The sequence below is a fragment of the Plantibacter sp. MPB07 genome (assembly GCF_046619465.1).
GTDB lineage: Bacteria > Actinomycetota > Actinomycetes > Actinomycetales > Microbacteriaceae > Plantibacter > Plantibacter auratus.
The window spans coordinates 456,618-476,680 of the sequence record NZ_CP177043.1 but is presented as its reverse complement, the minus strand read 5'-3'; the positions used below and the strand labels follow the sequence as shown (position 1 = coordinate 476,680).

Here is a 20,063-nt window from a genome sequence, read left to right as displayed (position 1 = left end):
TGGCGCTCGAACGGCACCTCCCGGTTACGGCTCTCGCCGCGGCTTCACCGTCGCTGGGCGCCGAGCAGCGCCGGTGAGATGCGTCGGTAGCCTGGACGGAGGATGACGCGTGTTTCGTCAAGGCGCGCAATGTCCTCCCAGTGCACGAGGAACGAGCCTCGGTGGTGCCAGCGAAGGACGCGGGCGATGAGCGCCGGCCGGCCGTCGTCGTGGCGCTCGTAGCCGAGGAACGAGCTACCGGTGTGGGGACTGACGATGAAGCCGACCAAGCGCGCGTCGGCGAGCGGGCCATGCGGGACGCCCTCGAGCACGAACCGGGCGTCAATGACGATGCCGACCGACCGCCCCTCGTCGTCGAGGACGCGCGAGCGCAGGACGTCACTCAGGATCATGGTGGCCTCCGGGAATGCGAGAGATGATGCGGTCGCGCACCCAACGCTCGACCCACGTCACGTCGAGCGTCGAGCCTGCCACGCCGAGGTGTATCGCGATGCCGATCTCCGCGATCCGGTCCCACGACACGCGATGGAACCGACTCGAGGGCGGACGTCCGCCGAATATCCGCGTGCCGAGGACGGGGCCGCTGAGGATCGACTCGATGACCGGCGCCGGCGTTTCCGAAGGGATCGACTCGCCGAAGGGGACGTCACTGAGTTCGAGGTCGTCGACGACCTGCACCGGGACACCGTCGCGGTCGAGTACTTGCCGGTCGAGGAGGTGCAGCCGGGCGTCGAGCACCTGTCCGGCGTACTGTTCGGCCGGTTCCAGCACCGGCAATGGTGCGTCGAAGCGCTTGGATCGGCGGGTCATGCTCCGGCTCCTGTCAGGATCATCAGGGGGATGGCTGCGATCGAGGCGACGAGGATGATCACCAGATAGACGAGCGCGAACGCGTTCGTCACCCTGCCGTTGCGCGCATCGCCCATGTACTGCTCGTCGTTGGCCACGATGAGGATCGGTAAGTAGGTGAGCGGCAGTGCGATCGCGGAGAACACCACCGAGTACTCCGTCACGAGGATCGGGTCGACACCGGTCGCCAGAACGGCGAGGCCGACGAGCAGACAGACGATCATCGCGACATGGAACCGCGCCGCCTCCGCCGGCTTCCGGAACTTGCCCCACGACCAGCCGAAGAACTGCGCCAGCGTGTAGCCACTCGACAGGGTCGTCTCGAGGGCCGCGCCGAACGTCGCTGCGACGATGCCGACGATCACGAACGCGACCGCGAGCTTGCCGCCGGCCTCCGCCACCGGGAGGACGATCTGCGACAGCGAGGAAACCTCGATCCCACGGGGCAGCAGCACGATGGTGGCGCAGGCGGCGATCGCGACCGACAGCACACCGCCGAGGGGGAACCCGACGAGCACGTTGATGCGCGATTGCCCGATGTCCTTCTTCGTCCATTTCTCCTCGACCGCACCGGAGGAGAAGAAGAACACCTCGTAAGGTGTCATCGCCGCTCCGAAGAGGGCGACGGCGTAGTACCAGTACGCGCCCGCCGACTCGGAACCCGGCACGGACGGCGCGAACGCCTGCTCCGCGAGCTTCGACCAGTCCGGGCCGAGGAGGAACAGGGCGACGGCGAACACGATCAGGCACAGGCCCACGAGCCCGGTGACGTTCTCCATGATCGAGAACTTCACCCGCCAGATCACCAGCCAGACGGCGAACGCGGCGACCGGGATCCACAGGCCTGGAGACACGCTCGACGCGAGCTGCAGAGCAAGGGCGATACCGCCGATCTCGGCCGTGAGCGTGAGGAGGTTGATGAGGAACGACGCGCTCAGGTTGGCGAGCCCTGCTTTCGGCCCGAGGCGCTCCCGGATGATCTCGAACGTCGCCCGGCCACTCACCGCAGCGACGCGCCCGGACATCTGCGCGAACAGGCAGATGCCGACGACGCCGACGAGCACCACCCAGGCGAGCGACAGCCCGAACCGCGAGCCGACGACCGCGTTGGTGACGAGGTCTCCGATGTCGAGGAAGCCACCGATCGCGGTGAGGACACCGAGCGCGACACCGAGAACACGCTTCATCACACCGCTCACGAGAACGGCTCCCACCGCTCGCGGAGTTCGGCCGTCTGCTTCGCCGTCTGCTGCAACTGCTCCACGGTGTCGGGGAGGTCGTCGCCGGCCTGGAGTGCCGTGCGGGCGTCGTCGAGGACTGCGACGGCGTCCTGCAGCACGGCCGTGGCCTGACGCTTCGCATCCTGCTCGCGGCCGGTCTGAACCGGAGTCTCGCTCAGCTGCGTCGAGACGTCGTCGACCTCGGTGATCGCGTTCTCGAGCGTCGTCTCCGCGACGGGCGTGAAGGTGATGTCGGCGTCCGCCTGCTGGAGAGCAAGGGATGCCGTCTGCACGGCGGAATCAAGCTGCACCGCCGCCGCTCCGATCGTCGGGACCGCACCCCCCGAGCAGCCACTCGACACCACCACCATGGCGAGGGCAACGGCTACGGCACCGCCCCGGACGCTGACCGACGAGCGACCCCGCGCGATGTTTCGACGTCTCACATCCAGATTCACCAGCCAGACGGTACTCCTTCGTCGCTGCAACGCAAACGCCCTTGACCTGCCACGTTCCACTCTGCTCAGTTCGGCGTGCTGCCCGCCGACGTCGACACGTTGAGGCGTCCAGTGAGCTTGGCTGGCCGCGCCTCAGACAGCCGCTGGACATCAGTTGCTCGTGACATCGCCGGCCGTCTGCACGATCACCGACTGCAGTTCAGGGCAGGTGGTTCCGACGAGGCTCGACACCATGATCCACAACCGCTTCGCCTCATCATCGGTGGTCTGGTCGGCGGTGACTTGGACGACAAGCTCGATGACGCCGGAGGAGACATCGCTGATGGACGCGATGTCCTCCTCCCGGATCTGCGTGATCTCGCCGCCCAGGGCGGTACCCCCGGTGGGGTTCGAACCCACACTGCGGCGATTTTAAGTCGCCTGCCTCTGCCAGTTGGGCTACGGGGGCGTGCACCTCATCGTATCGAGGCGTCGAACGCCGAGAGGCGCATGCCCCGGCGGACCGGATGACATGCGCCTCTCGAGGAACGGAGCTGGGCTCCGGACCGGACTACTTGTTCGCGCTGACTTCCTCAGCGGGCGTCGCATAGGCCTGCTCGTCGTCGGCACCGGTCGGGGCGCCAGCAGCAGCAGGAGCCTCGGCAGCGGGGGCCTCGGCGGCAGGCGCTGCGGGCTCGGCCGGGGCGGCCTTCGGCTTGCGCTTGACGGGAGCCTTGCGAGCGGGCTTCTCAGCCGTTGCGGGAGCCGCCGGAGCTGCTGCGGGGGCCGCAGCGTCTGCCGGGGGCTTCGGGCGCGACGCGAAGGTCTCGAAGGCCTCACGCGGGTTCTGCACGGCCGACAGGGAGACGATGTCGCGTCCCAGCCAGAAGTTGTTCCACCAGCCACCGAACACGCGGAACTTGCGCTCGAAGCTCGGCATGGCCAGCCCGTGGTACCCACGGTGCGCGAACCAGGCCGGGAGGCCCTTGATCGCGAGGTTGCCGGACTGGAAGACACCGACGCCGATGCCGAGACCGGCGACCGCACCCATGTTCTTGTGGAAGTAGTTCTTCGGCTCCTCGCCACGGAGGACCGCGGTGATGTTCTTCGCGAGCAGCTTGCCCTGACGGACGGCGTGCTGTGCGTTCGGCACGCAGAACCCGCCGACGCCACCACCGCTGAGGTCGGGGACGGCGGAGACGTCGCCGGCCGCCCAGGCACCCTCGACGATGTCGTCGTCGGTGCCGACGCGGAGGTCGGCGCGGGTCTTGATGCGACCGCGCTCCTCGACGGGGAGGTCGCCACCGCGGACGACGCCCGGGTTCGCCATGACACCGGCGGTCCAGACGATGAGGTCGGACTCGAACGACTCACCGGTCGAGAGCTCGATCTTGCCGTCGACAGCCGACTGCAGCTGGGTGTCGAGGTGCACGAGCGCGCCGCGCTCGGCCAGGTTCTTGAGGACCCAGTGGCTCGTCTCGATCTTGACCTCGGGCATGATGCGACCCATGGCCTCGATGAGGTGGAAGTGCGTGTCCTCGAAGGAGAGCTGCGGGTAGAACTTCAGCAGCGAGCTCGCGAACGAACGCAGCTCGGCGAAGACCTCGATACCGGCGAAGCCGCCACCGACGACCGTGAAGGTCAGCAGGCGGTCGCGCTCGGGCCCGGCCGGCAGGTTCGCGGCCTTGTCGAAGTTGGAGAGCACGCGGTCGCGGATCGCGACGGCCTCTTCGATGGTCTTGAGACCGATCGCGGTGTCGGCGACACCGGGGATCGGGAAGGTGCGGGAGACGGCTCCGGCGGTGACGACGATGATGTCGTAGTCGACCTCCCAGGGCTCACCGACCTCAGGCGTGATGGTCGCCTTCTTCTCGGCGTGGTTGATGCCCGTGACCTTGGCGGTGATCACGTTGGTGTGCTTCAGGTGGCGACGCGGCGAGACGACCGCGTGACGCGGCTCGATGGAACCGGCGGCGACCTCCGGCAGGAAGGGCTGGTAGGTCATGTAGGGCAGCGGGTCGACCATGGTGACTTCGGCCTCACCACGACGAAGCTGCTTCTCGAGCTTCCATGCGGTGTAGAACCCGGCGTAACCACCACCGACGATCAGAATTTTGGGCACGGCGAACGATCTCCTACGTCAAGACGATTGGTTCAGATGAGTGTCTGAGAATATCGGAACAGGGTACTACTTCTGCAGCACCCGCTTGAAATGCCTGGTAGCGCCTATGACACCGAGCGTGACCAGGCTACCAGTTCCGAGGAGGAGCGCCAGTGGCAGCGAGCCGTAGAGCAGAGTGCTCGGCGTCGGGAGGAACGGGTTGGCGCGCACCTCGACGGCCTCGTTCTCCGGGATCGCCGGGGGTACCGGCTCCGGTGTCGGCGACGGCTGCTCGGCACCCGGATCGGGATCGGGGGCCTGCGGGGCCCGTCGGTAGAGCGTGATCCAGTCGGACAGCTGCTGCTCCGGCGAGGTCGCCGCCGGGCCGACGGAACCGCTGACCGCCTTCGCGGCGTCGATCAGTCCTGCCCCGTAGATGGGGCTCTGTGCGGAGTCGCCCACCTGCTTCGCCGTTGCCGTCACGCGCTTGATGGCGTCGGCGGCGCTGAGCTCCGGCCAGGCGGAGCGGACGAGGGCCACGAGTCCGGAGACGATCGGTGCCGCCCCGCTCGTCCCCTGCCACTGCACGTAGGACCCGGCGGGCGTCACCCCGACGAGTTGCTCGCTCGGCGCAGCGACGGCGATCGTGATGCCCTGGCTCGAGGCGTCGAAGCTCGCCGACCCCGCGCGGTCCACACCGGCGACGGTCAGCACACCCGGGATCGTCGCCGGAGCACCGACCTCGACCGTCCCGCTCCCCCGGTTGCCCGCTGCAGCCACCACGACGACGTCGTGCGAGAAGGCGTAGAGGAAGGCGTCGTCCCAGCTCGTCGGCCAGTCGAGGCTGTTGCGCGTCAGCGACATGTTGATGACGTCCGCACCGTTGTCCACCGCCCACCGGACGGCGGTCGCGATCTGATCGTCCCAGGGGACGACGGCCGACCCGTCGGAGCCGAACCCGACCGAGACGGAGAGCAGGCGGGCCTCGGGCGCCACGCCGATGACCCCGGCACCGCCCGTGCGGCCACGACCGGCGATCATCGAGGCGACGAGCGTCCCGTGCTCGCTCCCCTCGGAACCCACCGGCGTCCGCCCGTCGGGACTCCCGAGCCCGGAGACGTCGACGCCACCCGCGACCGCCCCGGTCAACTCCGCCGGACCGCTCGCGATACCGGTGTCGATCACGGCGACGGTGACACCGGCGCCCTTCGTCGTCTCCCACGCCGTCGTGAAGCCGTAGTCGCCGAGCCAGTACTGCATGTCGCGCACGGTGTCCGCCGACGCCGGGAGCGCCTGCGTCCCCACGAGCAGGAGCGCCAGAAGCATCGCGGACAGCGCCGACAGTGCACCTCGGAGGCCGCGCGGACGACGACGGTCTCCGCGTCGCGGTCCGTCACTCCCCCACAGGCGACCCCCGTCGCGTGCGGGGCCTATCCCTGCCCCGCCTGGCCGTCCGCGCATGCGCACACCTCGGGGCTCCAGCTCGCGCGGTCGAGCGCGAGGTCGCCGATGGGGTTGACGCCCGGACCAGCCGCAAGGGCGTGGCCGACGAGCGCGTGGAGGCATTTGACCCGCACCGGCATGCCGCCGGCGGAGATCCCGTCGATCTCGGCGACCTCGGCGATGGAGGTGCGGTCGGCGAGGTAGGCCGTGTGTGCGGTGGCGTAGTCGGCACGGACCGCTTCGTCCTCGGCCAGGAGCTCGTTGTACTCGTTCATCACCTGGGTCGCCTCGAGCGATGAGACCGCGGCCGTGGCGGCCGGGTGGGTCAGGTAGTAGAACGTGGGGAACGGCGTGCCGTCGGCCAGGCGAGGAGCGGTGGAGACGACGGTCGGGGCGCCGCAGACACAGCGCGCCGCGATGCCGACGACGTTTCGGGCCGGGCGTCCCAGTTGCGCCGACACGATCTCGACGTCGCGCTCGGAGACGGGGCCGAAGGGAGGGGTGCTCATGGTTCCATTATCGCCGGGTTCACCACTGCGTCCGGACGTCAGCCGCCGGCGGGCGGCGTCGTCTGCGTGGGAGCAGGGGTCTCGGTCGCCACGGGGGCCGGCGAGTAGCCGGTGGCGACGAGCGAGGACAGCAGGCCGTCGAGCCAGTCGGACTGCGAGTCGACGAGCGTGTCGCTCACGGGTGTCTCGGTGGTGGGCAAGGAGGCCGGGTCGACGTCGTTGATGATGATGTAGCTGACCTCGCCGGGCAGGGCGTAGAACAGGCGGTCGCGCGCCTGCGTCATGACGTAGCTCTGGTCGTTCCAGCGCTCGCGTTCGGCCTGCTGCGCGTCCACCTTCTTCTGGGTGTCGGCGACACCGGCCTCCAGCGCGGCGATCTGCTGCCGCTGCTCGAGGAAGGTCTTGAGGTTCGGCGCGAGGACGACGACCCCGAGCACGAGGATTCCGAGGAGCAGGACGCTGAACCCGGACAGTCGCAGACTCCGCAACCAGCCGCCGGCGTCCGACTGGCGTGCCGGGGCGGTCCGTGTCGAGCCGGTCCGCGAGCGCGGTGCCGAGGAACCGGCCAACGCGGATCGCGGTGCCTTCGTCGTCGACCGCGGGGCTGTGCCTGCGGAGCGTGCGGGCTTCGCGGTGGCTCCCGTCGGGCGCTTGGACGACGAGGAGGCGCGCATGGAGGAGGCATCCGCGGAGCGCGACCGGGGCTTCGACGTCGGTCGCTGCTTCGACGAGCCGGAGGACGAGGAGGACGCTGCTCCGCTGCCGGACGACGTGGGCTTCGACTCGCCGCCGGCCGGCATCGATGGCTTCTTCACAGGCGCCTCCCGCACACGACGAAGGCTCTCAGGGGTGCCGATCGGCACCCCTGAGAGCCTTCAGGTGACGATGCTTAGGCGGTGAACCGGGGGAAGGCGCTGCGGCCGGCGTAGACGGCTGCCTGGCCCAGCTCCTCTTCGATCCTCAGCAACTGATTGTACTTCGCGACCCGCTCGCTGCGCGCAGGCGCACCGGTCTTGATCTGGCCCGCGTTCGTGGCGACCGCGAGGTCGGCGATCGTGGTGTCCTCGGTCTCGCCGGAGCGGTGCGACAGGATCGTCGTGTAGCCGGAGCGCTGCGCGAGGGAGACCGCGTCGAGCGTCTCGGTGAGCGTCCCGATCTGGTTGACCTTGACGAGCAGCGAGTTCGCCGCGCCCTTGGCGATGCCGTCGGCGAGACGCTTCGGGTTCGTGACGAACAGGTCGTCTCCGACGATCTGAACCTTGGAGCCGAGCTCGGGGGTGAGGTGGGCGTAGCCCGCCCAGTCGTCCTCGGCCAGCGGGTCCTCGATGGTGATGAGCGGGTAGTTCGCGACGAGGTCGGCGTAGTACGCGGTCATCTCGGTGCTGTTGAGCGCCTTGCCCTCGAACTGGTACGCGCCCTCCTTGTAGAACTCGCTGGAGGCGACGTCGAGGCCGAGCGCGATGTCGGTGCCGACCGTGAAGCCGGCCTGCTCGATGGCCTCGACGATGAAGTCGAGGGCCGCACGGTTGTGCTCGAAGTCGGGGGCGAAGCCACCCTCGTCACCGAGGCCGGTCGCGAAGCCCTTCGACTTCAGCAGGCCCTTGAGCGTGTGGTACGTCTCGGTGCCCCAGCGGAGCGCCTCACGGAAGCTCGGAGCGCCGATCGGGAGGATCATGAACTCCTGGATGTCGACGCCGGTGTCGGCGTGCGAGCCACCGTTGATGATGTTCATCATCGGGACCGGGAGGACGTGGGCGTTGGCGCCGCCGACGTAGCGGTAGAGCGACAGGTCTGCGGAGTCCGCAGCGGCACGGGCGACCGCGAGGCTCGCACCGAGGATCGCGTTCGCGCCCAGGCGGCTCTTGTTCTCGGTGCCGTCGAGCTCGATCATGGTGTGGTCGACGAGGCGCTGGTCGTCCGCCTCGATGCCCTCGAGTGCCGGGCCGATCTCGTCGAGGACGGCGTCGACCGCCTTCTCGACACCCTTGCCGAGGTAACGCGCGGCATCGCCGTCACGCAGCTCGTACGCTTCGAACGCACCGGTCGATGCGCCGGACGGGACTGCTGCACGGCTGACCGTGCCGTCTTCCAGGAGCACCTCGACCTCGACGGTCGGGTTGCCTCGGGAGTCGAGAATTTCGCGAGCGCCTACTGCCTCGATGAGTGCCACTGATGTTCTCCTTGTGGGGATTGGGACGTGGGACGGGTACGACGGCCGCCCGCGCTCAGTCTAGTGACATCGGCTGAACGGGCGCAGAGCCGCGGATCGTCGCCCGAGGCGCGCGGTCAGCGGTCGAGCCGGAAGCTCGACACGATGCCGTGGTGGTCGCTGCCCTCGGCGGCGCCGACGGCGTTGTGGGTCGCGGTCATGCCGCGGACGAAGACGTGGTCGAGTCGCATGAGCGGTGTCCCGGCCGGCCAGGTGAGTCCGAAGCCGCCCTCGCTCTGGTTGGGCTCCGACACCTCGCTCTGGAGTGCGGCGAGCGCCCGGTCGGAGGCGGAGGCGTTGAAGTCACCCATGACGACGATCCGATCACGGGTGTTCGCCGCGACGGTGTCGGCCAACTCCGCGAGCATCACGTCCCGCTCGGCGTGGGCACCCGGACGCGCGGAGTCGGCGTGGATCACGTAGACGCTCACGGCTCCGGACGGGGTGTCGACGACGGCGTTGATCGCCCGGTACCAGTCGAGGCCGAGCTTCAATCCGACCGAGTCGGCGATCGGATAGCGGCTCCAGAGACCCACCGTCCCCGTGAGCACGGAGTACGGGTACTGCTCGTCGAGCGTCGCGGCGAGCGGTTCGCGGTCGTGGTCCTCGATCTCCTGGAGCGCGATGAGATCCGCCCCACTGGCCTGGAGGGAAGCCGCGATGACCGCGGGGTCGCCCTCCGGCCCGAGGTTCTGGCTGGCGACCGTGAGGGAGGCTTCGGCAGGGACCGCCGAGCGTGCGTCACCCATGGGGACGACGCCGGGGCCGAACAGGAAGGCCCAGACGAGCGTCGGCGCGAGGAGACCGATGACGGCGCCCGGCGTGCGGGCGACGAGGAGGACGAGGAAGAGCACCGGCAGCACGACCCACGTCCACGGCAGGGCGTTGTCCCAGACGAGTCCGAGGCCGAGGATGTCGGGGACGAGGGCGTGAGCGGCCGTCAGCAGGGCGAGCGGGACACCGACGGCCAGCGCGAGCGTGGTCGCCCGGCGCCGTGCGAGGCTCACCCGGCGGCGCGTGGGACCGGTCGACTCCGGCGCGCGCCGAGGGCGCGCTGCAGGGGCCATGACGCTCATCGGGGGAACCAGTTCTTCGATCGGGGGCAGAACGGACGGATCGCTCGTGGGAGGGGATCCGGCCGAATGCTCCATCCTGCACCGACGAGCTGGGCAGCGGCTCGGAAGCGCGCCGAGGAGCGGGAATCGTCAGTCGAGCGCTTTGAACTCGAGCGACTCGAGGGTCGAGTCGGCCGAGACGAACGCGAAGGCGCCGAAGCCGGCTGCCGACACGCGGTCGAGGAGGGCCTTGAGGTTCTTCACGCGGGCTTCGAGGCGCACCCGACGCCCCTGGGCGACGAGCTTGGCCTTCAACGCCACGAGCGTCACGGGAGGCACGTCGCGGTCGTGCACGAGCACGACGGCATCCGCGGCCGCGCCCGCGGGGAGCTCGATGAGGTCGACGATGCGCTCGAAGCCGATCGAGAACCCGACCGCCGGCACGTCCTGGCCGAGGAAACGCCCGATCATGCCGTCGTAGCGACCGCCGCCGCCGAGCGAGTACCCGAGGTCGGGGTGCGCGATCTCGAAGATGGCGCCGGTGTAGTACCCCATGCCCCGCACCAGGAAGGGGTCGAACACGAGCGGGTTCGCGAAGGGGTCGGCCGGCTGGCCCTGGAGGGAGGTGGCCGCGGCGACGGCCTTCCCGAGTGCGTCGAGCTCCGCGACGACGGCGTCGTCCGCACCGAGCGGCAGCGCCTTGCGGATCGCCCGCTCGCCGAAGGTGTTGAACTCCATCGTCTGCGGACGGGAGAAGAAGGCCTCGAGTGCGTCGACGGCGGTGGCGTTGACGCCACGGTCGCGCAGTTCGGCGACCACCCCCTGCTGACCGATCTTGTCGAGCTTGTCGATCGTGATGAGCACCTGCGCGTGCTCGTCGGCGGGGAAGCCCAGCGACTCGAGCATGCCGATGAGGAGTCGGCGGTCGTTGATCCGCACGCTGCAGCCGGTGATGCCGAGCTCCGCGAGGGCCCCGAGGGTCGCGATGATGAGCTCGGTCTCGGCGAGGTTCGAGGACTCTCCGATGATGTCGATGTCGCACTGCACGAACTGGCGGTACCGGCCCTGCTGCGGCCGTTCGCCGCGCCACACCGGAGCGATCTGGATCGAGCGGAACACCGGCGGGAGCTCGGCCCGGTGCGTCGCGTAGAACCGGGCGAGCGGCACGGTGAGGTCGAAGCGCAGGCCGAGGTCGGTGAGTTCGGTCTGGTTGTCCGCCGCGGCCACGATGGCCTCCGGAGTGAGCTTGCGCCGGAGGATGTTGAACGCCATCTTCTCGTTGTCGCCGCCGAGCCCGGAGTGCAGCCGGTCGTACTCCTCCACCACGGGCGTCTCGATCTCGTCGAAGCCGTGTGCGGTGAAGACCCGACGGATGGTGCCCAGCGCGTGCTCCCGACGGGCCTTGTCGGCGGGGAGGAAATCGCGCATGCCGCGCGGCGGGTTCACTGGAGCTGCCATGCCTCAATTCTGGCATGGCGGCGAACCGGCTCCGCGAGCCGACGCCTGGCGACCCCTCGCTCAGCCGTCCGTCGGGGACGCCACCGGACGCTCGGCGTCCTGCACTCGCGCGCTCAACCGACGGACGGCACCCCGGAGCGCCCGTTCCGCGTCGAGCCCGTTCGCCCGTGCTGCGGCAACGACGGCGAGGAGCTGCTCCCCCAGGGCGTCCTCGTCGTCCACGACATCGGCGTCGACCGTCGGGCCCACCCCGAGCGGCACGGCCCTGCCCAGCACCTTGTCGGCGAGGGCGAGCGACGGCATCCCCTGCGGGATCCCCTCGAGCGCGCTGCTGCGCTTCGCCTTCTCCTCGGCCTTCGCAGCGTTCCACACGCGCACCACGTCCTCCGGGGTCGGCGCTGCTTCGTCGCCGAACACGTGTGGGTGACGGTGGACCATCTTGCGGGTGACGGCCTCGGCGACGTCGTCGAAGTCGAACGGTGCATCGGCGTCACGGGACGCGATCTCCGCATGGAAGACGACCTGCCACAGCACGTCGCCGAGTTCCTCGACGAGTTCGTCGCGCGTCCCGGCCTCGACCGCTTCGACGAGCTCGTAGCTCTCCTCGATGAGGTACGGCACGAGCATGTCGTGGTCGATGCCCTGCGTCCAGACGCAGCGGTCGCGGATCTGTCGCATGGCGTCGACGAGGCGCTCAGTGGAGGTGTCGCCGACGGGCTCGCCGCTCACCGACGGGCTCCCCACGGGCGGCGGTCGTCGGTGCTGCCGGTCCTCGAGATCAGTCGCGCGATCCGGTCCCGCGCTTCGGTGAAGGGCGGGTAGACGAGCGACAGCGTGTCCGGGGACAGTGGCTTGGAGAACACCGCTTTCGCGTGACTGAACGTGTCGAAGGAATGGCGGCCGTGATACGCGCCCATCCCGCTCGCCCCGACGCCCCCGAACGGCAGACCCGGCACGAGGAGGTGCGCGGCCGGCACGCCGAACGCCAATGCGCCCGAGGAGGTGTCGCGCGTGAACCGCTTCCGCGTGGCGCGATCGTCGCTGAAGACGTAGAGCGCGAGCGGCTTCTCCCCTGCCCGGATGTGCGCGATGGCCTGTTCGAGCCCGGACACGTGGAGGATCGGCAGGATCGGACCGAAGATCTCCTCCTGCATGATCGACGCCGAAGCGTCGACGCCGTTCACGACCGTCGGGGCGATGTACCGCTCCGAGGCGTCGACCCCGCCGCCGAGGGCCGGTTCGAGACCGTCGAGTAGACCACTGACCCGGGCGAAGTGCCTGTCGGAGATGATGCGGCCGTAGTCGGCACTGTCGGCGGGGTCCGGGCCGTAGAGGGCTGCGATCGCGTCGCGCAGGTACGGGACGAGTCGATCGGCGACCGAGCGCGTCGCGAGCAGGTAGTCGGGGGCGACACAGGTCTGGCCGGCGTTCATGAGCTTGCCCCAGACGATCCGGCGGGCCGCGTCCGCGAGGTCCACGGTGTCGTCGACGTACACCGGCGACTTCCCGCCGAGTTCCAGGGTGATCGGGGTCAGATGCTCCGCCGCGGCACGGGCGACGACCTTGCCCACGGCGGCTCCACCCGTGTAGAAGATGTGGTCGAACCGCTCGGCGAGGAGGGCGGTGGCGACCTCCGCATCGCCCTCGACCACCGCGACGGCACGGTCGTCGAGGTACTCCGGGAGGAGACGAGCGAGTGCGGCGCTCGTGGCGGGGGCGAGCTCGCTGGGCTTCAGCAGGACGGCGTCACCCGCGGCGAGCGCCCCGATGACGGGACCGATGCAGAGCTGGACCGGATAGTTCCACGGGCCGATGACGAGGACCACGCCGACGGGTTCCGCCACGACCGATGCAGACGCCGGGGCGAGGGTGAGCGGCACCGCGACCCGTCGGGGCCGTACCCAGCGCTTCAGGTGCTTCAGCGTGTGATCGATCTCGCCGACGAGGAGGCCGATCTCGGTGATCTGCGCCTCGGTGCCGCTCTTGCCCAGGTCGGTCGCCAGCGCCCGCTCGAGCTCGCCACCGCGTTCGAGGAGCAGTTGCTTCAGCGCACGGAGTTGGCGGAGCCGCCAGGCCACGGGCTTCGTGGTGCCGCGGTCGAAGGTCTGTCGGAGCCGGGCCACGGTGCCGGCCGCGACCACCTTCGGCTCCTGCTTCGTCCGGATGCTGGTCGCCATGGGTTCCTCCGACTCGACGGGATCGTGGGCACCAGCATACGTCCGTCCGCAGACCGACGGCCTGACCCGGCGACCGGCTACCCGACGCCTGGAGTCGCGAGGAAGCGGTCGACGTCCGCCGCGATCTCGCGGGACTTCGTGTGGTGCAGGTAGTGGTCGGCGTCGAGCGGCACGACCTCTCCACGGTCGACGCTCGCAGCCTGCTCCTCATGGAGCGGCAGCCACCCCGCCACCGTCGGGTTGTCGCGCTGGGCGAAGAGCAGCACCGGGAGGTCTGCCGGGAAGGTCTTCCCCTTCGCCGCTCGGAAGTTCGCCGCGATGCGCGACATCTCGTCCGAGGACGTCGCACTCGAGGTGTTGCGCAGCGAGATCATCCCGAGCTGCTCACGCGTGTGCTGGTCGTACGGCGGATCCGAGTACGGGTCGCCCGACAGCGCCGTGACGACCCGGGTGATGCCGAGTGCCTTCGCCGCACGCAGGGCGTCGACCGGAAGCGCGGCGTCCATGCCCGGCTGATCGGGCACGCTGCTGTCGATGCCGACGAACGCCGTCACCTCGTCGCGGAACCGCTCGACGTAGTCCAGCGCATAGATCCCCGCGATGGAGTGCCCCATCAACACGTACCGGTCGATGCCGAGCCCGGCGACCGCCTCGTGGATCTCAGAGACGATGTTCTCGGTCGTTCGCGGCACGTCGGTCTGGTCGCTCAGCCCGTATCCGAAGGGCTCGACCACGACCACCCGGTACGACGACGAGAGCTCCCCGACGAGCGGCGAGAAGTCGAGCACGGGCGAACCGGTACCGAAGCCTGGCAGGAGGACGATCGTCTGGTCTCCCTCCCCCGTCACCGACACGTTCATGCGTTTGCCGTCGACCTCGACCCGCTGCCCGTACTCCTCGATGCGCGTGGCTTCAGCAGCCGATGCGGCGGTGTTGACGATGGTGGTCGTGAGGAGCCCGGCGAGCACGAGCGCGACGAGCGCCACGACCCCGGTGAGGACGATGCGGAGGAACTTCTTCATCCCTCCACGCTAGGGATGGACGACGACCGTCGGATCGGTCGCGGGTACCGACGCTGTCGTCCCGCGGGCCCATCTGCGGCTGCCCGCTAGAACGACGTCGAGCCCTCCGGCAGCGGGTAGATCGCGTTCAGGAACTGCTGCACCCAGGCGATGAGGTCGGTGTCGGCCAGCGGTTCGTCGCCGACGCGCGGCAACGGCACGATGACGGTGTTCGTCTGGGCCAGGTACTTCGCGCCGGGATACATGCGTCGCAGCCGCGTCTGGATGGAGTCGGGGAGGTCGGCGGGCGTGACCCGCAGGTTCGGTCCGACGGCGATGAGGTCGCTGAGTCCCGAGCGCTGCGCACGCTGACGGAGCCGCGACACGGCGATGAGCGTGCTCACCTGCGCCGGCGGCTCGCCGTATCGGTCGGTGAGTTCGTCGATCACGAGGTCGATCTGGCCGTCCTTGGCCGCAGGTCCGGACGCGGCCGACAGCTTCTGGTAGGCCTCCAGCCGCAGCCGCTCGCTGTCGACGTACTCCTCGGGGATGTGTGCGTCGACGGGCAGTTCGAGCCGCAGCTCGGTCTGCCCTTCGGCGACGTCGCCACGGAAGGTGGACACGGCCTCGCCGATCATGCGGAGATAGAGGTCGAAGCCGACGCCCGCGATGTGGCCGGCCTGCTCGCCCCCGAGCATGTTGCCGGCGCCACGGATCTCGAGGTCCTTCAGGGCGACCTGCATGCCGCTGCCGAGCTCGTTGTTCGCCGCGATGGTCGAGAGCCGGTCGTGGGCGGTCTCGGAGAGCGGCTTGTGCTCGTCGTACAGGAAGTACGCGTAGGCGCGCTCGCGGCCGCGACCGACACGACCCCGCAGCTGGTGCAGCTGGCTCAGGCCGTACTTGTCGGCGCGGTCGATGATGATCGTGTTCGCGTTCGAGATGTCGAGGCCGGTCTCGATGATCGTCGTGCAGACGAGGACGTCGAAACGGCGCTCCCAGAAGTCGACCACGACCTGTTCGAGCGCGGCCTCGCCGAGCTGCCCGTGGGCGATGGCGATGCGCGCCTCGGGGACGAGCTCCGCGAGGTCCGCCGCGACGCGGCTGATGGACGAGACCCGGTTGTGCACGAAGAAGATCTGGCCCTCGCGCAGGAGCTCGCGCCGGATCGCCGCACCGACCTGCTTGCCGTTGTACGGACCGACGAAGGACAGGATCGGGTGGCGGTCCTCCGGTGGGGTCGCAAGCGTGGACATCTCCCGGATGCCGGTGACCGCCATCTCGAGCGTGCGCGGGATCGGGGTCGCGCTCATCGCCAGGATGTCGACGTTCGTCTTCAGCTTCTTGAGGGCGTCCTTGTGCTCGACACCGAACCGCTGCTCCTCATCGATGATGACGAGGCCGAGGTCCTTGAACTGCACCTTGTCGGTCAGCAGACGGTGCGTCCCGATGATGACGTCGACCGTGCCGTCGGCGAGTCCGGCGAGCGCCTCCCGCGCCTCCTTGTCGGACTGGAACCGGCTGAGCGGCCGCAGGTGCACGGGGAACCCGGCGAACCGCTCCTGGAAGGTCTCGAAATGCTGCTTGACGAGCAGGGTGGTCGGCACGAGCATCGCGACCTGCTTGCCGTCCTGGACGGCCTTGAACGCGGCACGGACGGCGACCTCGGTCTTCCCGAACCCCACGTCGCCGGAGAGGAGGCGGTCCATCGGGATCTCCCGCTCCATGTCGGCCTTGACCTCGTCGATGGTCTGCAGCTGGTCGGGGGTCTCCGCGAACGGGAACGCCTCCTCGAGCTCGCGCTGCCACGGGGTGTCTGGACCGAAGGCGTGCCCCTTCGACGCCATGCGCGCCGAATAGAGCTTGACCAGCTCGACGGCGATGTCGCGGACGGCCTTGCGCGCCTTGCTCTTCGCCTGCGACCAGTCGCTGCCGCCCATCTTGCTGAGCTGCGGAGCCTCGCCGCCCACGTAGCGGGTGAGGAGGTCGAGCTGGTCCGTCGGGACGAGCAGCTTGTCGCCCGGGTAGCCGCGCTTGGAGGGTGCGTACTCGAGTACGAGGTACTCGCGGGTGCTCTTCACCGGGTTGCGTCCACCGCTCGAGACCTCGCGCTGGGTCATCTCGACGAACTTGCCGATGCCGTGGGTCTGGTGCACGACGAAGTCGCCGGACCGGAGCTGCATCGGGTCGACGACGTTCTTGCGTCGGGTGGCGAGCTTCTTGACCAGGCGAGAGTCGTACCCGGCGGTGCGTCCGTAGAACTCGGTCTCGCCGAGCAGCATGAGCTTCGACGTCTCCAGCTCGAAGCCGCCCTCGACGTCGGCCTGCAGCAGATAGGCGACCCCGGGCTCCGGGTCGGCCGGCAGCTCGTCGACCATGCGGGCCGCGATCTCGTGCTCGGCGAGGACGTCCGCCGCGCGCTCGACGAGACCGACCCCACGGGCTGCGACGATGACCGTCCACCCCTCGCGGATGCGGTCGGCGACGTGTTCGATGGCGCCCTCGACGTTGCCGTGGAAGCTCGGCACGGTGTCGCCGTCGACCGTGACGGTGAGGAGCTCGTCGAGTTCGAGGTGCTCCGGGAGCGTCTCGACGTCGGGGCCGGCGCGGAAGCCGCTGAACGTCCACCACGGGTGGTCGGGCGCCGGCTGGCCAGGAGCGCTGAAGGTGACGGACTCCTTCAGGGCGCCCAGCGAGATGAAGTCGCCGGAGGCGAGGTCGATCGGCGCGTTCGCACCGACGGTCGCGGCGCTCCATGCGGCGGCGAGGAACTCGCGGTTCGTCTCGGCGAGGCTGATCGACCTCGTGACGACGCGCTCCGGCGAGACGACGGCGATGGCCGCTCCATCCGGCAGGTAATGGGTGATCGGGACGAGGCGGTCGACGAGGGCCGGGGAGAGCGACTCCATGCCCTCCACCGCGATGCCCTCCGCGATCTTCTCGAGGATCCCGGTGAGGCTCGGGAACTCGTGCTGCATCTCCGCGGCGCGCTGCCGGACGGCCGGGCTGAGGAGCAGCTCACGGGACGGCGGCAGGCGGATCGCGTCGACCGGCTCGGGCAGCGAACGCTGGTCGGCGACCGAGAACGCCCGGATGCCGTCGACCTCGTCGCCGAAGAACTCGACCCGGTACGGGTGGTCGGCGACCGGCGGGAAGACGTCGAGGATGCCCCCGCGCAACGCGAACTCACCACGCCGCGACACCATGTCGACCCGGGTGTACGCGAGTTCGACGAGTCGCAGCGCGATCGCGGCGAGGTCGTGTCCGCGACCGCCTTGGACGAGTTCGATCGGAGCGGTCTCGGTGAGGTTGTCGGCCACGGGCTGCAGCGCGGCGCGCACCGACGCGACGAGGAGGAACGGTCGCTCCCCCGTCCAGGAGCCGAGCCGCCGCAGCGCCTCCAGGCGTCGGCCGACGATCTCGGCGCTCGGGCTGAGGCGCTCGTGCGGCAGGGTCTCCCAGGCCGGGAACTCGACGATCTCGGCCTCGGGCATGAGGTCGCTGAGCGCTGAGCGGAGACGCTCGGAGTCGCGGCCGGTCGCGGTGACGACGAGGGCCGCCTGGGCGGCACCCTGCCGACCGCGCTCGTCCATGAGCGCCGCGAGGAGCGGTGCACGCAGCCCGTCGATCACGGAGAAGTCCGCGCTCTTGCCCGCGTACGCGAGGGCATCGTCGATCGTTGCGGCGCGCCGAAGCGCGTGAGTCAAACCCTGAAGCGTCACCGGGACAGCCTACGCCGAGCCACCGACACCCATGACCCCATCGCCCACCGGCCACCGCTGTCAATCGGCTGCGGACGACGCGTCACGCGGCATCCTCTCGCGCCGGACGCGTCATGATTGACCCATGACGAGCACGGAGCCCCGGTCAGACCGACACCCCGAACGGACCGGCGGCTTCCCGCTCCCCCCGATCCGCCAACCGATCCGCCGGATCGGAGCGCGGACGTTCGACTTCTCGAAGCAGGTCGCGGTCATGGCGATCATCAACCGCACCCCGGACTCCTTCTTCGACCAGGGCGCGACGTTCTCGCTCGACCGAGCCGTCGACGCCGCCGTGACCGCCGCAGAACAGGGCGCCGACTGGGTCGACATCGGCGGAGCCAAGTTCGCCCCCGGGCCGGAGATCCCCACCGCCGAGGAGATCGACCGCGTGCTCCCCGTCGTCGAGGCGCTCGCCGCACGGAGCGACGTCGTCATCTCCGTCGACACCTTCCGCCCCGAGGTGGCGGCGGCCTGCATCGCGGCAGGCGCCTCCGTCATCAACGACACCACGGGGATCCACGACCCGGCTCTCGCGGACGTCGTCGCCGCGAGCGAGGCCACGCTCGTCATCACGCACAGTCTGGCCAGGCCGAGGCAGCCGCATCCCCGCCCCCACTACGACGACGTCGCCGGTGAGGTCGCCGCCTTCCTGACGGCCCGCGTCGACCTCGCACTCTCCCACGGCGTCCCCGAGTCACGGCTCATCGTGGACCCCGGGCACGATCTCAACAAGAACACCGTGCAGACGCTCGAACTCACCCGCCGGTTCGACGAGATCGCCGCGCTCGGCCTGCCGACGCTCGCCGCGGTGTCGAACAAGGACTTCATCGGCGAGTCCCTCGACCGCCCGAAGTCGGAACGTCTCGAGGGGTCCCTGGTGTCCGCTGCGGCGTGCATCCTCCTCGGCGCCCGCATCGTGCGGATGCACGCCGTGCCCGAGTCGATCGCGGCCGTGCGGATGACCGAGGCGATCCTCGGCTTCCGTGCCCCGGTGGCGCCCGTCCACAACGTCTGATCCGGAACCCTCGAGGAGTCACATGAGCATCCCCAGCATCACGAGCCTGGTCCCCGCGCAGGACCGACCGCTGTCGGTCGAGGAGCTCGTGGCGGCCTACACCGTCGAGGACCGCTCCACCACGACCGTCCGCGTGAACTTCGTGACGAGCCTGGACGGTGGAGCGACCGTCGACGGCGTCTCCGGCGGGCTCGGCGGCCCGGCCGACAAGACCGTGTTCGACATCCTGCGTCGGCTCTCCGACGTCGTGCTCGTCGGTGCCGGAACCGTGCGCGACGAGGGCTACGGTGCCATGCGGCTCGACGTCGACGCCGCGGCGTGGCGCGACGACCACGACCTCCCCCTGCACCCGGTGTTCGCGATCGTGTCGGGCTCGCTCGACCTCGATCTCCGCTCGGAGGTCTTCACCCAGGCGCCGGTCCGGCCGCTCGTCGTGACGACAGACCACGCCGACCCCGCGAAGCGCGCGGCGCTCGAGGCGGTCGCCGACGTGGTGGCGTGCGGCGACGAACACGTCGAACCGGCGCGTGTCGTCCAGGCACTCTCCGACCGCGGCCTGCGGCAGATCCTGTGCGAGGGTGGTCCGGCACTCTTCGGCTCGTTCATCGCCGCTGACGCCGTCGACGAACTCTGTCTGACGATCAGTCCGTCGCTCGTCGGCGGCGAGAGTGTCCGGGTCTCCGCGGGTCCCGCGTCCGAAGCACCGCGACCGATGCGGTTGCAGCACCTCCTGCGCTCGGACGAGCTGCTGATCTCGCGGTACGTACGCGCCTGACCCGTCGCAGGCCACGCGACACTCGACTGAAATCTAGAACATCAGCGGTTGAT

At 69.6% G+C, this 20,063-nt stretch carries 19 protein-coding genes and 1 tRNA gene; 3 read left to right on the top strand and 17 right to left on the bottom strand.

The features are described 5' to 3' along the window. Positions 1 to 44: 44 nt before the first annotated feature. The 10 genes from ACLIME_RS02255 to ACLIME_RS02210 form a co-directional block, all read right to left on the bottom strand. Positions 45 to 392, bottom strand: coding sequence for a PRC-barrel domain containing protein (locus tag ACLIME_RS02255; protein ID WP_411558109.1), 348 nt, complete (start codon positions 390 to 392; stop codon positions 45 to 47). Further along, complete coding sequence (locus ACLIME_RS02250; protein ID WP_079705479.1) at positions 379 to 810, bottom strand: hypothetical protein; 432 nt, start codon at positions 808 to 810, stop codon at positions 379 to 381. The genes ACLIME_RS02255 and ACLIME_RS02250 overlap by 14 nt, the downstream gene beginning before the upstream one ends. After that, the gene (locus ACLIME_RS02245; protein ID WP_079705478.1) at positions 807 to 2,036 is read right to left on the bottom strand and encodes an NRAMP family divalent metal transporter; all 1,230 of its coding nucleotides are present in this window, start codon (positions 2,034 to 2,036) and stop codon (positions 807 to 809) included. The genes ACLIME_RS02250 and ACLIME_RS02245 overlap by 4 nt, the downstream gene beginning before the upstream one ends. Before the next feature lie 8 nt (positions 2,037 to 2,044). Then, positions 2,045 to 2,380 carry a hypothetical protein gene (locus tag ACLIME_RS02240; protein WP_411558108.1) on the bottom strand — a complete coding sequence of 112 codons (336 nt, stop codon included), beginning with the start codon at positions 2,378 to 2,380 and terminating at the stop codon, positions 2,045 to 2,047. Between the two features lie 297 nt (positions 2,381 to 2,677). Continuing rightward, the gene (locus ACLIME_RS02235) at positions 2,678 to 2,926 is read right to left on the bottom strand and encodes a hypothetical protein (RefSeq protein ID WP_411558107.1); all 249 of its coding nucleotides are present in this window, start codon (positions 2,924 to 2,926) and stop codon (positions 2,678 to 2,680) included. Then, positions 2,902 to 2,975: transfer RNA gene (locus ACLIME_RS02230), tRNA-Leu, on the bottom strand. The genes ACLIME_RS02235 and ACLIME_RS02230 overlap by 25 nt, the downstream gene beginning before the upstream one ends. Positions 2,976 to 3,077: 102 nt before the next feature. After that, positions 3,078 to 4,628 (bottom strand): NAD(P)/FAD-dependent oxidoreductase, encoded by a 1,551-nt coding sequence (locus ACLIME_RS02225; protein ID WP_411558106.1) that lies wholly within the window; start codon positions 4,626 to 4,628, stop codon positions 3,078 to 3,080. Positions 4,629 to 4,694: 66 nt separating this feature from the next. Beyond that, on the bottom strand, positions 4,695 to 5,933 hold the full coding sequence (locus tag ACLIME_RS02220) for a S8 family serine peptidase (protein ID WP_411558105.1): 1,239 nt from the start codon (positions 5,931 to 5,933) through the stop codon (positions 4,695 to 4,697). Between the two features lie 104 nt (positions 5,934 to 6,037). After that, complete coding sequence (locus ACLIME_RS02215) at positions 6,038 to 6,559, bottom strand: DUF501 domain-containing protein (RefSeq protein ID WP_124768964.1); 522 nt, start codon at positions 6,557 to 6,559, stop codon at positions 6,038 to 6,040. 38 nt (positions 6,560 to 6,597) lie between these two features. After that, a complete protein-coding gene (locus ACLIME_RS02210; protein ID WP_411558104.1) occupies positions 6,598 to 7,233 on the bottom strand; it encodes a septum formation initiator family protein in 636 nt (211 codons plus the stop codon). Here ACLIME_RS02210 and ACLIME_RS02205 point away from each other — a divergent pair. Further along, a complete protein-coding gene (locus ACLIME_RS02205) occupies positions 7,211 to 7,459 on the top strand; it encodes a hypothetical protein (protein WP_411558103.1) in 249 nt (82 codons plus the stop codon). The genes ACLIME_RS02210 and ACLIME_RS02205 overlap by 23 nt on opposite strands. Here the strand turns inward: ACLIME_RS02205 and eno are convergent. From eno to mfd, 7 genes are all read right to left on the bottom strand, one after another. Beyond that, entirely contained in the window at positions 7,449 to 8,729 is a 1,281-nt protein-coding gene (eno, locus tag ACLIME_RS02200) for a phosphopyruvate hydratase (RefSeq protein WP_056007454.1), read from the bottom strand. The genes ACLIME_RS02205 and eno overlap by 11 nt on opposite strands. Positions 8,730 to 8,845: 116 nt before the next feature. Continuing rightward, positions 8,846 to 9,775 carry an endonuclease/exonuclease/phosphatase family protein gene (locus ACLIME_RS02195; RefSeq protein ID WP_139382428.1) on the bottom strand — a complete coding sequence of 310 codons (930 nt, stop codon included), beginning with the start codon at positions 9,773 to 9,775 and terminating at the stop codon, positions 8,846 to 8,848. Between the two features lie 198 nt (positions 9,776 to 9,973). After that, entirely contained in the window at positions 9,974 to 11,281 is a 1,308-nt protein-coding gene (gene hisS / locus ACLIME_RS02190; protein WP_411558102.1) for a histidine--tRNA ligase, read from the bottom strand. 60 nt (positions 11,282 to 11,341) lie between these two features. Continuing rightward, on the bottom strand, positions 11,342 to 12,010 hold the full coding sequence (locus tag ACLIME_RS02185; RefSeq protein ID WP_411558101.1) for a MazG family protein: 669 nt from the start codon (positions 12,008 to 12,010) through the stop codon (positions 11,342 to 11,344). After that, positions 12,007 to 13,458 carry an aldehyde dehydrogenase family protein gene (locus ACLIME_RS02180; RefSeq protein ID WP_411558100.1) on the bottom strand — a complete coding sequence of 484 codons (1,452 nt, stop codon included), beginning with the start codon at positions 13,456 to 13,458 and terminating at the stop codon, positions 12,007 to 12,009. Before ACLIME_RS02180 ends, ACLIME_RS02185 begins: the two co-directional genes overlap by 4 nt. Positions 13,459 to 13,535: 77 nt before the next feature. Then, positions 13,536 to 14,480, bottom strand: coding sequence for an alpha/beta fold hydrolase (locus ACLIME_RS02175; RefSeq protein ID WP_411558099.1), 945 nt, complete (start codon positions 14,478 to 14,480; stop codon positions 13,536 to 13,538). Positions 14,481 to 14,566: 86 nt separating this feature from the next. Beyond that, the gene (mfd, locus tag ACLIME_RS02170; RefSeq protein ID WP_411558098.1) at positions 14,567 to 18,178 is read right to left on the bottom strand and encodes a transcription-repair coupling factor; all 3,612 of its coding nucleotides are present in this window, start codon (positions 18,176 to 18,178) and stop codon (positions 14,567 to 14,569) included. Between the two features lie 124 nt (positions 18,179 to 18,302). Here mfd and folP point away from each other — a divergent pair, with 124 nt between their 5' ends. Both folP and ACLIME_RS02160 read left to right on the top strand, forming a co-directional pair. After that, entirely contained in the window at positions 18,303 to 19,235 is a 933-nt protein-coding gene (gene folP / locus ACLIME_RS02165; RefSeq protein ID WP_159878161.1) for a dihydropteroate synthase, read from the top strand. 22 nt (positions 19,236 to 19,257) lie between these two features. Next, positions 19,258 to 20,010 (top strand): pyrimidine reductase family protein, encoded by a 753-nt coding sequence (locus ACLIME_RS02160; protein WP_411558097.1) that lies wholly within the window; start codon positions 19,258 to 19,260, stop codon positions 20,008 to 20,010. Positions 20,011 to 20,063 lie beyond the last annotated feature (53 nt).